Below are 13,456 nucleotides of genomic sequence, written 5' to 3'. Positions count from 1 at the left end.
GAGGACGTACTCCCGACATGGATCTCTCTTGATATGCCAGATATTTCTTTCCCCGCCCCGCTGAGAAAATTCCACCTGTCGCTGTTGACCAGCTCGCTGCTGCTGGCGGCGGTGCCCGCCTGCGCCGAGGACGCCAAGCTCGGCACGGTAACGGTGATTTCCACCGGTTTGCGCGGCCAGGAGCGCACCGTCGCCGACAGCCCGGCCCCCATTGATGTGATCAACAGCGAGCAGTTGCTCAAGACCGGCCGCGCCGAGTTGTCCGAGGCGATTGCCAAGCTGCTGCCCTCCTTCAACTTCGGCACCAATATCGCTGGCTACAACTCGGTAACCCGCCCGCTGAGCAACCGCAGCCTCGGCCCGGCCTACACCCTGGTGCTGGTCAACGGCAAACGGCGCCACAACGGCGCCACCGGCCAGCGCGGCTCGATCGACAACAGCGGCGCGAATGCCGTGGACATCGACCTGATCCCGGTCAGCTCGGTCGACCATATCGAAGTACTCAAGGACAGCGCCGCCGCCCAGTATGGCTCGGATGCGGTGGCTGGGGTGATCAATATCATCCTCAAGTCCGCCAACAACGGCGGGCACCTGGAGACCAGCTATGGCCAGTTGTATTCCGGCCAGGGCGAAACCATCAAGGTCGCCGGCGACCAGGGGTTCAAGCTTGGCGATGGCGGCTTCTTCCACTTCTCGGCCGATGCGCGCAAACGCGGCGAAGCCTCCTGGAACGACAAGGCCGACAGCAGCGTACGCGCCTTCAACGATCCGGCCAAGGAAGCGGCCTGGGACCGGGTGGCCATCAAGAACGGCGACCCCGACCTCAAGGCCTTCAACCTGGCCTACAACGCCGAGCTGCCGCTGGAAGACCTGACCCTTTATTCGTTCTCCACCTACGGCGAGCGCGACGCCGAAGCGGCCAACTATTTCCGTCTGCCCACCGGCCGCGCGGCGGTGCCCGAGGTGTTCCCCGACGGCTACTACCCGCTGAACAACATCAAGGACCGCGACTACCAGTTGCTGTTTGGCGGCAAGGGCCAAGTGGCCGAGTGGAACTGGGACCTGAGCACCACCTACGGGCGCAACAATGTTCACCACTCAAGCGACCTGAATATCAACCCGTCGCTGGGCACCGCCTCGCCGACCCATTTCGACAACCTGGCGACCTTCCGCTTCGAGCAATGGGTCAACAACCTCGACTTCACCCGCCGTTACGAGAGCCTGTTCAACCTCACGTCGCCGGTGCAGGTGTCGGCCGGCCTGGAGCATCGCTGGGAGCATTTCAGCACCTTCGCCGGCGACCCCGAGGCCTACCTCACCGGCACCTACCCGGCGGCATCGGGCGCACAGGCGGCAGTGACCATTCGCCCCGAAGATGAGGTCAGCCTGATCCGCAACAACTACGCCGGCTACCTGGACCTGGGCTTTGACCTCACCGAGCGCTGGTTCCTCGACGTGGCCGGGCGGGTCGAGCATTACGACGATGACTCGGGCAACACCTTCGGCCTCAAGGTGAACTCGCGCTACGAGCTGACCGACAGCGTGGCGGTGCGCGGCACCGTCGGCACTGGTTTCCGTGCGCCGTCGCTGACCCAGATCGGCTACACCGTGGCGGACAACCGCGTGGCCACCGACGTCAACGGCAACGTTGTTCCGGCCGTCACCCGCCTGACCCCGTCGGGCAGCAACCTGGCCAAGGCGCTGGGTGGCGATGACCTGAAACCGGAGAAGTCGCGCAACCTCGGCCTGGGCCTCACCTGGCAACCGGCGCCGCGCACCAGCATCACCGCCGACGCCTACCTGATCGACATCGACGACCGCATCGCCCTGACCAGCAATATCTATGACCAGGGCAATGGCGCAGTCAACGCGATCCTCGCCGCCCAAGGCGTGCCCACCGGCACCTGGGTCAACTATTACACCAACGCCTTCGACACCCGCACCCGTGGCCTGGATGTGGTCGCCGACCACACCACGCCGCTGGATGCCTGGGGCGACGTGCGCTGGAGCCTGGGGTTCAACTGGAACAAAACCACTATCGAAGGCACCCGCGGCACCCCGGCCGCACTGAACGGTTCCGGCGTGACCCTGGTGGGCCGCGACCGCGAGGGTGACCTCACGCAGGCGTCGCCCAAGACCAAGTGGATCCTCGGCGCGAACTGGAAGGTCCGGGACCTTGCAGTCAACCTGCAAACCGCCCGCTACGGCGCGGTCAAGACCCTGGCGGTCAACCCCACCGGGGATCGCAGCTTCGGCGCCAAATGGATCACCGACCTCGACGTCAGCTACACCTTCGTCGACAGCATCACCGTCAGCATCGGCGGCACCAACATCTTCGACGTGCGCCCCGACCGGCACGCCGTCTACAGCAACCTGGGCCTGGCGCCTTACGGCAACCCGCCGTTCTATCCGGGCGGCGGCTACTGGTACACCAAGCTGGCCTACGACTTCTGATTCACATCGCCAAACGAGGGCACCCCATTGAACACCTCCAACTTGATGAGCCGTCTGCTGGCCCCCTGCGCCCTGGCAATCAGCCTGGCCGCCTGCTCCCCTTCGGGTGACCAGGCGCAAGCGAACAAAACCCTGAACATTGCATTTTTTGGCGACAACACCACCCTCGTCAGCGTCGACCCGTTCCAGGTCTACTGGCTGGAACACCGCGTGCTGCTGCGCAATGTCGCCGAGTCGCTCACCGACCAGGACCCGGCCACCGGCAAGATCATCCCCTGGCTGGCCAAGCGCTGGGAGATCAGTGACGACGCGCTGACCTACACCTTTCACCTGCGCGACAACGTGACGTTCAGCAACGGCGAGCGCTTCGACGCGAAAGCGGTGAAAACCGCGTTCGACAGCGACAAGGCCCTGGCCACCGAGCTGCCGGCGACCTTCGGCGCCACCTACCTGGCCGGTTATGACCACGCCGAAGTGGTCGACGACTTCACCGTCAAGCTGGTACTGGCCAAACCCAACGCGGGCTTTTTACAAGCCACCTCGACCACCAACCTGGCAATCCTCGCGCCCGCGTCCTATGCACTCACGGTCAAGGAGCGCTCTCTGGGCAAGATCATCGGCACCGGGCCGTTCGTGCTGGCCAGCTATACCCCGGAAGTCGGCGCGCACCTGACCAAACGCAAGGGTTACGCGTGGCCCTCGGCGAATATGAAGAACCCGGGTGAGGCACACCTGGACGCCGTCGACATCAGCTACATCCCCGAAGAGAGCGTGCGCAACGGCCTGTTCCTGCAGGGCAAGGCCGACATCCTGTGGCCCCGCAACCCGTTTTCGGAAGTCGACCTGAAGCTGTTCCAGTCCAAGGGCGCGACCATCCAGAGCCGCTCGCTGCCGGGCCCGGCGCTGAACCTGTACCCCAACACCCGTGGCGAACGCATCCTCGCCGATCAAAAAGTGCGCCTGGCCGTGCAGAAGTCCATCGACCGCAAGAGCTACGCCAGCACCGTGTATAACGCCGAGTTCCCGGTGGTGGACGGCATCTTCGACGTGACCACGCCGTACTTCAAAAGCCAGGGCGGCAAGCTCGGCTACGACCCGGCAGCTGCCGAAACACTGTTGGATCAAGCCGGCTGGGCCAAGGGCGCGGACGGTTACCGCAGCAAAAACGGCAAGCGCCTGAGCCTGAGCTACAACATCAGCCCGGCTGAAACCGCGGGTGACGTGCTGATCCAGGACCAACTGCGCAAGGTCGGCATCGAGTTGAAACTCAGCGTGGTGACCCGCGCCGAATGGGTGGCCAACAACTCCGCCGGCAACTACGACCTGACCATCAACTACATGACCCGCGCCGACCCGATCATCCTGCAAACCATCCTCGACCCGCGCAGCGCCAACAGCTCCACCGTGGCCACCAATACCTACGAACCGGCCACCCTGGAAAAAGCCAAGGGCTTGTTCGATGCCGGCATTACGGCCACCCAAGGCGCACAACGTGCCGCCGCCTATGGCGACCTGCAGGACCTGCTGATCGACGAAAGCTCGGCGTTCCCGGTGTACGAGCGCGTGTGGCAGGCGGCAACGTCGCCCAAGGTGAAGAACTTTCGCTGGACCGCCGAGGGCTTCGCGCTGCTGGGCGATATCGAGATCGGCACACCATGAGCCGCTACCTGATCGGCCGCATCGGCCAGGCCCTGTTGGTGCTGTGGGGGGCCTATAGCATCACCTACTTCATCCTCTATCTGCTGCCGGGCGACACGCTGTCGATCATGCTCAGCGCCTCGGGCATGGAGGCCGATTCATTGTCGGTGGCCGACCTGGCCAAGGCGCGGGCCTATTACGGCCTGGACAAGGGTCTCTTCGAGCAATATGTCGACCTGTTGCTGGGCGCCTTGCACGGCGACTTCGGCCAGTCGCTGTCGCTGAATCGCCCGGTCGCCGAGCTGCTCGCCGAGCGCCTGCCGCAAACCCTGTCCCTGGCCGGCCTGGCGATTGTGTTGTCGCTGGTCGGTGGTGTCGGCCTGGCCTACCTGACCGCTTATATCCGCTGGCAACCGCTGAAAAAAGCCCTGGCGCGCCTGCCTTCCCTGGGGTTTTCGGTGCCTGTGTTCTGGATGGGCCTGTTGCTGATCCAGGTGTTTGCCTTCGGCCTCGGCTGGTTTCCCGCCACCGGCAGCCGGGGCTTTGAAAGCCTGGTATTGCCGGCGATCACCCTGGCGATTCCCAGTGCGGCGGTGTATGCCCAAGTGCTGCAGCGCAGCTTCCAGGGCGTGTGGCAGGAGTCGTATATCGTCACCGCCTACGCCAAGGGCTTGAGCCGCGCCCAGGTGCAGGCGCGCCATGGGTTTCGCAACGCGGCGCTGCCGATTCTCACGTTGATCGGCCTGCAGGTGGGCAACACGGTGTCCGGTGCGGTGCTGGTGGAAACCATCTTCGCCCGCTCCGGCATCGGCCGCCTGGCCCAGGAGGCCGTGCTGCGCCAGGACATCCCGGTGGTGCTGGCGATTGTCGCGGTGTCGGCTGCAGCCTTTGTGCTGGTCAACCTGCTGGTGGACTTGCTGTACCCGTGGCTCGACCCGCGCATCTCCCACACGCCAAAGGTGTCCTAGACCATGACTATCCTTGAGCAAAACCTCGGCCTTACGACCCCACTCTGGCAACGCCGCACCCGCCGACAACGTGCCACGGCAGCGGTCATGCCCTTGCTGCGGCGACCGGGCTTCAGCCTGGCGGTGTTGATCGTGTTGTTTTCATTGCTGGCCGCCGTGGCGCCGCCGTGGTTGACCAGCTTCGACCCCTATGCCACCGCACCTGCGGTCAAGCTCACGGCGCCGAACCTGACCCACTGGTTCGGCACCGACGAGCTGGGCCGCGACCTGTACACCCGGGTGGTCTACGGCTCCAGGCTGTCGGTGCTGGCGGCCTTTCTGGCGGTGGGGATCGCGTTGTTGGGCGGGCTCGGGCTGGGCATTCTGTCCGGCTTTGCCGGTGGGCGTATCGATGCGGTGATCATGCGGTTTGTCGACGTGTTGCTCGCCCTGCCCGGCTTGCTGCTGGCCCTGGCGATTGTCACCGCCATCGGCTTCGGCACGGTGCCGGTAGCGATCGCCGTGGGCGTCGGGATCATCCCCGGATTCGCCCGCACCACCCGCGCCGAAGTGCTGCGGGTCAAGACCCTGCCGTACGTGGAAGCCGCACGCCTGGGTGGCGCCAGCTGGGGCCGCACCTTGCTGCGGCACATCCTGCCCAACGCCTGGGGCCCGGTTGCGGTACTGGCGACCCTGGATTTCGGTGCAGCCATCCTCGCCACCGCCGGCCTGAGTTTTCTCGGTTTCGGCGCCGCGCCTCCGGCCGCCGAATGGGGCACGTTGATCGCCAACGGCCGGCACTTTCTGATCACCGCCCCCTGGGTGTCGTTGTTGCCCGGCCTGTTCCTGGTCGCGGTGGTGTTCAGCCTCAACCACATTGCCCGCACGTTCGAGGAGGTTCAGCGATGAATGCTTTAGTGGATGTTCGCCAGCTGAGTGTCAGCTACCGGCACTGCAACCTGGCGGTAAACCAGCTGTCACTGACCATCGCCCAAGGCGAGACGCTGGCGATTGTCGGCGAGTCCGGCTCGGGTAAATCCACCCTGGCCAACGCGATTCTCGGCCTGTTGCCGGACAGCGCAACCATCAGCGCCGGCGAGCTGTGGGTGGACGGCAACAACCTTACCCACGCCGGCGAACGCCAGAGACGCGGCCTGCGCGGGCGCACCATCGGCCTGGTGCCCCAGGACCCGATGGTCAGCCTCAACCCGACCCTGCGCATTGGCCAGCAGATTGCCGAGGCGCTGATCCTGGCCAAGGGCAAGCGCTACCCCGGCGTCGATGCGGATATCGTCGAGCTGCTGCAACAGGTCGGTATCGACAAGCCGGTACTGCGCGCGCGCCAGTACCCGCATGAACTCTCCGGGGGCATGCGCCAGCGCGTGCTGATCGCCATCGCCCTGGCCGGCAACCCACGCTTGATCATCGCCGACGAGCCGACCAGCGCCCTCGACGTCACCGTGCAGCGCAAGATCCTCGACCACCTGCAACGGCTGGTCAGTGAGCGCGGGATTTCGTTGCTGATCATCACCCACGACCTTGGCGTGGCGCTGGATCGCGCCGACCGCGTCCTGGTGATGCAACAGGGGCAAGTGGTGGAGCAAGGGGCACCCCGGCAGATTCTCGGCGCGCCGCAGCATGACTACACCCGCGCCTTGATCGCCGCCGCGCCGGCGTTCGCCAAGCCCCGCCAGCCACTGGCCCGACCGGACCCGACGCAGCCGCCGATCCTGCAACTGCAAAACGTTGGCAAGACGTTCGCGCTGCCCAAGGTCAAGGGCGAAGACGCGACCTTTGTGGCGCTGGAGGACCTGAGCTTGCAGGTCTACCCCGGGCAGACCCTGGCGATTGTCGGCGAGTCCGGCTCAGGCAAAAGCACCGCGCTGCGCATCGCCCTCGGCCTGGAAAAACCCAGCCGCGGGCGGGTGTGGTTCGAGCAACGGGACGTCACCGACCTCAGCTGGCGCGACTTCCGCCCGCTGCGCCAGCGCTTGCAACTGGTGCAACAAAACCCGTTTGCGGCGCTGGACCCACGCTTCACCGTGTTCGACAGCATCGTCGAACCGCTGGTGTCGTTCGGCTTGCTCAAGGGCGCGGCCCTGGAACAGGCCGCGCGCGAGCTGATCAGTCGCGTGCATTTGCCGGTGAGTTTCCTCGATCGCCTGCCGCGCGAGCTTTCCGGCGGCCAGTGCCAACGGGTCGCCATCGCCCGCGCCCTGGCGCTGAAACCGGATCTATTGCTACTGGATGAACCGGTCAGCGCCCTCGACGTGTCCGTGCAGGCGCACATCCTTGAACTGCTGCAAGAGCTGCAACGGGACATGGGCATCGCCTACGTGCTGGTGTCCCACGACTTGTCGGTGGTCGCCAACTTCGCCCATGAGGTGCTGGTGTTGCGCAATGGCCGGGTGATCGAACAGGGCTCGGTGGAGCGCATCTTCAACCGCCCGACCAGCGATTACACCCGTGAGCTGATTGGCGCCATCCCTGGCCAGCACGCTACCGCGAGCGCCGCCTGAGCGGCGCTTTTATTCGGCAGATGTCCTTCTGCTGGGCATACGACCTGGGCAGCGGACAAGCCCTTAGGCAATCAGGGGCCCGGACACGCGGTAGGCGTCTATCAAGGTATCGAAAAGCGCGATGTCCGACCGGCTTCTGGCGATGAGTTGAGCGCCGGCGACGGCTGCAAAAATGGCGCGTGCCCGCGCTTGAGCGTCTTGCGGTTTGCACACCTCGGCGGCCGTAAGAAGCTTGGTTATCCAGGCGATGTTCACGTCAGCGAACGTCTGGATTTCCGTGGTCATTTCGCTTGGCAGGTTGTCAGTTTCGGCGCCCACGAAGCTGGCCAGGCAAAGGCGATTATCGGCTTCAAGGGATCGACGAAAAATCTCGGGAAAGCGGCGCAGGGCGTCTAGCGGGTTCGGGTCTTCTTCGCAGATCGTTTCGAGCGCGGCCGCGCCATCTTGCCAATAGCGCTTGGCGACCGCCACACCCAGATCGGCTTTGCTGGGGAAGTGATAGTAGATGCTCGCTGCTTTGATCCCGACAGCCTGGGCAAGGTCGCGAAAATTCAGGCCATTGTAGCCCTGTGACTGGGCAATTTTGGTGGCAGCCAACAGGATGGCTTCTCGGGCATTGGTGTTCATTGTGATGCCTTTCGCCCTGAGGACGATGTCTCGGAAAATGTGCCGCCATGCTATCTCAAAAGCCTACCTTTGGTTAGGTAGATATCAACGTTTAACGGGGTGTCCGTCAGGAGCGCCATGTGGCAGCGACCCCGACGGTTGCCCAACAACCCACCCAACCGTTATTCGGCCGGCGAATCCAGTTCAGGAATGCCACTGTTGCGATCGGCGTAGGCAGCCTGGAAGCTAGGGCGTTTCTGCCAGCGCTTCCAATAGGCGTCCAGAAACTCGAAACGCTCGTCCAGCGGGGTGGCGTTGACCGGGAACTTGGAAAACGCGATGGCGGTGGCCAGGGTTATGTCGGAAAAGGTCGGAGCATCCCCGCCCAGCAGCCATTCGCGGCCGTCAGACAGATGACGGTTGACCAGCGCCGCATGGGCCAAGGCTTCCTTGCGGCAGTGCTCGCCCCAGGCCTCGTTCTTGGTCAGTTCGAGCTTGAACCCGAGCCCGGTGTGCAGCACGTGAAACGCGGTGACGATGCGGTACAGGATGTGCACCCAGACCCGGTTGTCCCACATGTTATCGAGCCCTTGCTCCAGGGCGCTCTCGCCCATGATCTTGCGACCGGGGTAGGTTTGGTCGAGATAGCGAACGATGGCGGCCGTCTCGGAAATGAAGCTTCCATCCTCAAGTTGCAGCGTGGGCGTCTCGCCCCACGGATTCATATTCAGGTGACGCCAACCACGCTGCTCGCCGCCCGGGGTCATGTCATAAACGGTCTCGTCGAACAGATTAGCGATGCCCTTTTCGTGCATGAACAGGCGCAGGCGCTGTGGGTTAGGGAAGGCCGAAGGAGAAGTGAAGAGCTGGAGTTTAGTGGTCATGGTCGATCCTGAGTGGGGCTGGCTGAATACCTAACTAACGTTAGGTAACCGAACAATAGCGAGCGGACTGGCTCGCGTCAAGCCCCTGCCTAACATTTGTTAGGCTTCTTAATTGACAGGGTTTCCATTGAAGCGCTGAGGCTTTCTCGCTAGTGCTTGATGCGCTGCGCAATCGCGCAGCAGCACTGGGCGGGCTCACCTGGCCACGCAAGACCCATCGATTCAAGACGCAAGTATTTCCTGAAGAAACGCGATAAATACATTGATCCGACTGGAGCCACGGTGGTTGGGCAGGTACAACGCATTGATGCAGGTGCTTGCACTGCCAGGATTGACCTCGTAGTGCTCCAACATCCGCGTCAACCGACCTGCGCTGACATCCTCTCGCACCAGCCAATCGGCCAATAGCGTCACGCCGCCCCCGGCCAAGGCGGCCTCGCGCAGGATATCGGCATTGTTGCTTTGCAGCCGTCCCTGCACATTCAGGCGGATAACCTCCTCATCGCCCTGGAATGTCCAGTTCTGGTGTCCCGTGCGGTAATCAAAACGCAAGCATTGATGCTCCAGCAGCTCGCGAGGGTGTCGAGGTAAACCGGCGCGTGCCAGATAGTCGGGACTCGCCACGACCCAGCGCTGGAAGTCACCCAGACGCTTGCTCACGATGTCATCATTGACGACCGACGAACCGAGCCGCACTGACACATCGATTTGCTCGCTGAGCAGGTCACAGACTTCGTCGCTCAGCGCGAGGCTGATTTCCAGGCCAGGGTGGCGCTCAAGCAGGCGCCCCAAGTGCGGAGCGATAATACGCCGGCCGAACTCCACCGGCACGCTGACCCGCAAACGCCCCTGGGCCTCGCTGCCACGGTCGGCAACGACGGCATCGGCTTCATCGATGGCCTCAAGGATCGTTACGGCTTTATCGAAATAGTGCTGCCCCGCCACCGTGACGCTCGTATGACGCGTGGTGCGGTTAAGCAGGCTGGCGCCCAACTCACTTTCCAGCCCCGCTACCTGGCGCGTCACTGACGACGTGGAAATGCCAAGCTTGCGCGCCGCAGACGAGTACCCCCCACAGCGCACCGTTTCGACAAACATTTTCAGGGCCAGCAACTTATCCATGAACAGGTTCCGGGACGAGGGGAAAAGTAAAGACTTTGCACGAGCAGACAGGGGGAATCTTGCATGGCTGTGCTCAATGGACTGGTTGATTCCAATCCCGCCTGGCAAACAACCAAGCCCGGTTCAGTTCAGTCTGGGGCAATGCCCATGATCCGATTGCCCATGGGCATTCCCCAATCTCCCATGCGCTTGCCCTCTGCAAGTTGTTGCTGCTGCCAGGCCAGCAGGGCTTTCTCCAGGTCGCCGATGTCGTCGATTGCCTGTGCCAGGGACAGTGCATTGCGGGCTGCCTTGGCGGTGCTGCCGGCGGTATGAGGGCGCGGCACAAAAGCGGCGTCGCCAGTCAACAGCACACGACCAAACACCATCTGCGGCACTTCGAGATCGAGGATCGCCTGCACGAAAATATCCCTGGTCTGGCGGATCAACTCTCGAAAAGCCGGGTTTGCCTGGCGCTCGCCCATTTCCCGTATGTAAGCCTGCGGCCCGGTGGCCAGGGCTCCGGGTGGAATCGAGTGGCTACGCCGATGGCCATCGCTGTCAGTGAGTACTGCATCGAGTTCCGGCCCTTGTGCAGCTTTCAGGTACCACAGCCAATTGAACCGACGCTCGCCAGGATCAACGGAGCCACTCGCGCTTGGCACCATGTATTCCAGCATCAGCGATTCAGGGTCTTGTTGAAAAACGAAGTGCTCATAAAGCTGTGTTTTGGCGAAGTCTGGAAGTTGCGCTTCATCAACAAGCCCACGCCACACCACATAGCCCGAATAGCTAGGTGCCACCCCAGGCAACACCACGCTTCGCACGGTTGAGCCCGCGCCATCAGCGCCAATCAGCAAATCGGCCTCGGCAGTGCTGCCATCGGCAAAAATCGCAGTCACTCGCTGCTCATTCTGCGTCAGGCCCACCAGCGTCTTGCCACGGTGATAATGCTCGGCAGGGAATGCAGAAAATAATGAGCTGTACAGTGTGTTCCAGGACGTCTGGGTTTGCGGCATCGGCTCTTTATGCACGACGCTGCCGGCTCGATCCAGATAGAGCCGATCATGGGAGCGAACGCCGAGCGCACCTGCCGGGTGAATACCCGCATAGCGGAAATGGTGCAGGACATCCGCCTGCAGCACGATGCCACCGCCACGGCTGTCCATTGCCGCGGGGGATCGCTCGAAAATATCCACCTGCCAACCAATCGCGCGTAACGCCGTGGCGGCGAACAGCCCTCCCAGGGAGCCACCAATGACCAACGCCTTCGGAACGTCTGAACGCTTCATGACCTTTCTCCTCGTTGCAGAGTGCTTTGCACACTGCGGTTTAGCCCTGCGCTATGCCAACACCGGATAGTCGATGTAGCCCTCGGCGCCGCCGCCAAAAAAGCTGTCGCCGTGCGCCACGTTGAGTTCGTTGCGGCCGCGCAGGCGAGCCGGTAAGTCGGGGTTGGCAATGAACGGGCGACCAAAAGCGATGAGGTCCGCGCGGCCCTGCGCAATGGCCTGTTCGGCTGTTTCGCGGCAGTAGCCACCCGCCAACATCAGAACACCGCGGAAGTCAGTACGCAGTTGCGCGATGATCGCGTCCCAACGTGGATCGTTGCCTTCATCGAGCACTGTGCCGACCATCATCGGCTCTACCAGGTGCAGGTAAGCGAGATTCCAATGATTGAGCCGGGATGCAATGTAGCCAAAGGTTTGCTCCGGGGTGTCATCGCCCATCCCCATGAAGCGTCCCATGGGTGTCAGGCGAACAGCAACGCGTTCGGCACCTACTTCTGCGGTCACGGCCTGCACGATTTCAAGCAGTAAGCGCGCACGGTTCTCGATACTCCCACCGTAGCGATCATGGCGTCGATTGCTGGCGCTGTTGATGAACTGGTCGAGCAGGTAGCCATTGCCCGCGTGAATTTCCACACCGTCCATGCCGGCCAGCATCGCGTTGCGAGCAGCCTGGCGGAAGTCGGCTATGATCGCTTCGATCCCTGGAATATCCAGCGCTTGAGGCACAGGTACATCACCCCAGACGCCCTCGCCCGCCTCATTCAGGATGAACGTCTTGCCTGGCACCGGCTGCGCGGTCGGAGCCACCGGCAAGCCGCCGTTGGGCTGGAACACCGGGTGCGACACACGCCCCACATGCCAGAGCTGCAGGAAGATGCGCCCGCCTTCGGCGTGCACGGCCTCGCTGACCGCCTTCCAGCCCTGAATCTGCTCGTCGCTATGGATACCGGGCGTCCAGGCGTAGCCCTGGCCCTGCTGCGAAATCTGCGTCGCCTCGGTAATGATCAAGGCGGCACTGGCACGCTGACGGTAGTACTCGACGTTCAGCGATGTCGGTACGTTGCCCGGCTGCCCTGCCCGAGAGCGCGTCAGAGGCGCCATGGCGACGCGGTGCTTGAGGGTCAGTTGGCCGAGTTTGATCGGGCTGAAAAGATGCTCAGTCATGATGATTTCCTGGGTGAATAGGGTTGAAAAAGCGCCTCAGGCGGCTTGGCTTCTTGTCAATATCTCAATCATTATTTCGATGGGCTGGGCGCCACTGATCACGTCGTCCGCGATCTGAATACTCGGCACTGAGCGCACACCGCACGCCCTGGTTCGGGCTTCGAGCGTCAAGACTTCGGCCGTGCCTTCGTCGGCCTTGAGAAAGTTCACAACGGCCTCTCGGTCCTGCCCGGTCTGGACGGCGATGTCGGCCAATACCCTGAGGTCGCCGATATCGCGCCCCTCGCCGAAGTACGCTTTGAAAATGGCCTTGACCAACTGAGATGCGTCTTTACCCGCCTGTTGCTCGCGCCATACCAGGCGGTGCGCGGCCATCGTGTTGGGGGTTTTTTCGACTCGGTCATAATCGAACTCAAGGCCGACCGCCTTCCCGGCCTGGGTGACCTGCGCGTCCATGGCCTGGCTACGCGCCCAGCTGCCGAACTTGGCACAGCGATAAGCTTTGCGATCCATGCCTCGAACGGGCATGTCCGGGTTCAACTGATAAGGCAGGAAACGAATGGGAGGGTCCGCTGAGAAGCCCGAAGCGGCCAGCGCGCGTTCAAGATTTTCCCCTGCGATCCAGCACCATGGGCAGATGAAGTCGTAAGTCACTTGAATGATGGATGAGTGCATTTTCATGACGATCTCCGTGGTGAATGTTTTCACATCCCCAAGGTAGGCGTCCGGGCTCAATCAGAGAATCCATCGACTGCACAACAGTGCTTTTCGCAAGACGCAAAGATGAGCCGGTTGTTGACGCCCGCCGCCGTTGCGCCTGGCGCAACGTAGCGTTGCGCCTTGTCAGGGTA

At 62.8% G+C, this 13,456-nt stretch carries 11 protein-coding genes; 5 read left to right on the top strand and 6 right to left on the bottom strand.

The window, feature by feature from the left end:
- Nucleotides 1-33 precede the first annotated feature (33 nt).
- The 5 genes from C4J94_RS12995 to C4J94_RS12975 are packed head-to-tail and all read left to right on the top strand — an operon-like array spanning nt 34 to nt 7,558.
- Nucleotides 34-2,454 (top strand): TonB-dependent siderophore receptor, encoded by a 2,421-nt coding sequence (locus tag C4J94_RS12995; RefSeq protein WP_124386535.1) that lies wholly within the window; start codon nt 34-36, stop codon nt 2,452-2,454.
- Between the two features lie 45 nt (nt 2,455-2,499).
- Nucleotides 2,500-4,113: an ABC transporter substrate-binding protein gene (locus tag C4J94_RS12990; RefSeq protein WP_124388971.1), complete on the top strand. Its 1,614-nt coding sequence runs from the start codon at nt 2,500-2,502 to the stop codon at nt 4,111-4,113.
- On the top strand, nt 4,110-5,060 hold the full coding sequence (locus tag C4J94_RS12985) for an ABC transporter permease (protein ID WP_124386534.1): 951 nt from the start codon (nt 4,110-4,112) through the stop codon (nt 5,058-5,060). Before C4J94_RS12990 ends, C4J94_RS12985 begins: the two co-directional genes overlap by 4 nt.
- A 3-nt stretch (nt 5,061-5,063) precedes the next feature.
- Nucleotides 5,064-5,948, top strand: a complete 885-nt coding sequence (locus C4J94_RS12980) for an ABC transporter permease (RefSeq protein WP_124386533.1) — start codon at nt 5,064-5,066, stop codon at nt 5,946-5,948.
- Nucleotides 5,945-7,558 carry an ABC transporter ATP-binding protein gene (locus C4J94_RS12975; protein ID WP_124386532.1) on the top strand — a complete coding sequence of 538 codons (1,614 nt, stop codon included), beginning with the start codon at nt 5,945-5,947 and terminating at the stop codon, nt 7,556-7,558. The genes C4J94_RS12980 and C4J94_RS12975 overlap by 4 nt, the downstream gene beginning before the upstream one ends.
- A gap of 63 nt (nt 7,559-7,621) precedes the next feature.
- Here the strand turns inward: C4J94_RS12975 and C4J94_RS12970 are convergent, their stop codons facing one another.
- The 6 genes from C4J94_RS12970 to C4J94_RS12945 all read right to left on the bottom strand — a co-directional run bounded on the left by C4J94_RS12970 (nt 7,622) and on the right by C4J94_RS12945 (nt 13,340).
- On the bottom strand, nt 7,622-8,185 hold the full coding sequence (locus C4J94_RS12970; RefSeq protein ID WP_124386531.1) for a TetR/AcrR family transcriptional regulator: 564 nt from the start codon (nt 8,183-8,185) through the stop codon (nt 7,622-7,624).
- A 161-nt stretch (nt 8,186-8,346) separates the two neighbouring features.
- Nucleotides 8,347-9,048 carry a glutathione S-transferase family protein gene (locus tag C4J94_RS12965; RefSeq protein ID WP_124386530.1) on the bottom strand — a complete coding sequence of 234 codons (702 nt, stop codon included), beginning with the start codon at nt 9,046-9,048 and terminating at the stop codon, nt 8,347-8,349.
- Nucleotides 9,049-9,270: 222 nt separating this feature from the next.
- Nucleotides 9,271-10,170: a LysR family transcriptional regulator gene (locus C4J94_RS12960; RefSeq protein WP_124386529.1), complete on the bottom strand. Its 900-nt coding sequence runs from the start codon at nt 10,168-10,170 to the stop codon at nt 9,271-9,273.
- Between the two features lie 128 nt (nt 10,171-10,298).
- On the bottom strand, nt 10,299-11,441 hold the full coding sequence (locus C4J94_RS12955; RefSeq protein WP_124386528.1) for an FAD binding domain-containing protein: 1,143 nt from the start codon (nt 11,439-11,441) through the stop codon (nt 10,299-10,301).
- 51 nt (nt 11,442-11,492) lie between these two features.
- A complete protein-coding gene (locus C4J94_RS12950; RefSeq protein ID WP_124386527.1) occupies nt 11,493-12,605 on the bottom strand; it encodes an alkene reductase in 1,113 nt (370 codons plus the stop codon).
- A gap of 36 nt (nt 12,606-12,641) precedes the next feature.
- The gene (locus C4J94_RS12945; RefSeq protein ID WP_256657696.1) at nt 12,642-13,340 is read right to left on the bottom strand and encodes a DsbA family oxidoreductase; all 699 of its coding nucleotides are present in this window, start codon (nt 13,338-13,340) and stop codon (nt 12,642-12,644) included.
- Between the last annotated feature and the right edge of the window lie 116 nt (nt 13,341-13,456).

The organism is Pseudomonas sp. R5-89-07 (assembly GCF_003851685.1).
In the GTDB taxonomy this organism is placed as follows: Bacteria; Pseudomonadota; Gammaproteobacteria; order Pseudomonadales; family Pseudomonadaceae; genus Aquipseudomonas.
Note: the sequence above shows the minus strand (reverse complement) of the source record. Positions and strands in the feature narration are given on the sequence as shown.

Bases quoted from the DNA above. Each gene is read 5' to 3' on its own strand.
- C4J94_RS12995 (WP_124386535.1), top strand. From the start codon at position 34: ATGCCAGATATTTCTTTCCCCGCCCCGCTGAGAAAATTCCACCTGTCG.
- C4J94_RS12990 (WP_124388971.1), top strand. From the start codon at position 2,500: ATGAGCCGTCTGCTGGCCCCCTGCGCCCTGGCAATCAGCCTGGCCGCC.
- C4J94_RS12985 (WP_124386534.1), top strand. From the start codon at position 4,110: ATGAGCCGCTACCTGATCGGCCGCATCGGCCAGGCCCTGTTGGTGCTG.
- C4J94_RS12980 (WP_124386533.1), top strand. From the start codon at position 5,064: ATGACTATCCTTGAGCAAAACCTCGGCCTTACGACCCCACTCTGGCAA.
- C4J94_RS12975 (WP_124386532.1), top strand. From the start codon at position 5,945: ATGAATGCTTTAGTGGATGTTCGCCAGCTGAGTGTCAGCTACCGGCAC.
- C4J94_RS12970 (WP_124386531.1), bottom strand. From the start codon at position 8,185: ATGAACACCAATGCCCGAGAAGCCATCCTGTTGGCTGCCACCAAAATT.
- C4J94_RS12965 (WP_124386530.1), bottom strand. From the start codon at position 9,048: ATGACCACTAAACTCCAGCTCTTCACTTCTCCTTCGGCCTTCCCTAAC.
- C4J94_RS12960 (WP_124386529.1), bottom strand. From the start codon at position 10,170: ATGGATAAGTTGCTGGCCCTGAAAATGTTTGTCGAAACGGTGCGCTGT.
- C4J94_RS12955 (WP_124386528.1), bottom strand. From the start codon at position 11,441: ATGAAGCGTTCAGACGTTCCGAAGGCGTTGGTCATTGGTGGCTCCCTG.
- C4J94_RS12950 (WP_124386527.1), bottom strand. From the start codon at position 12,605: ATGACTGAGCATCTTTTCAGCCCGATCAAACTCGGCCAACTGACCCTC.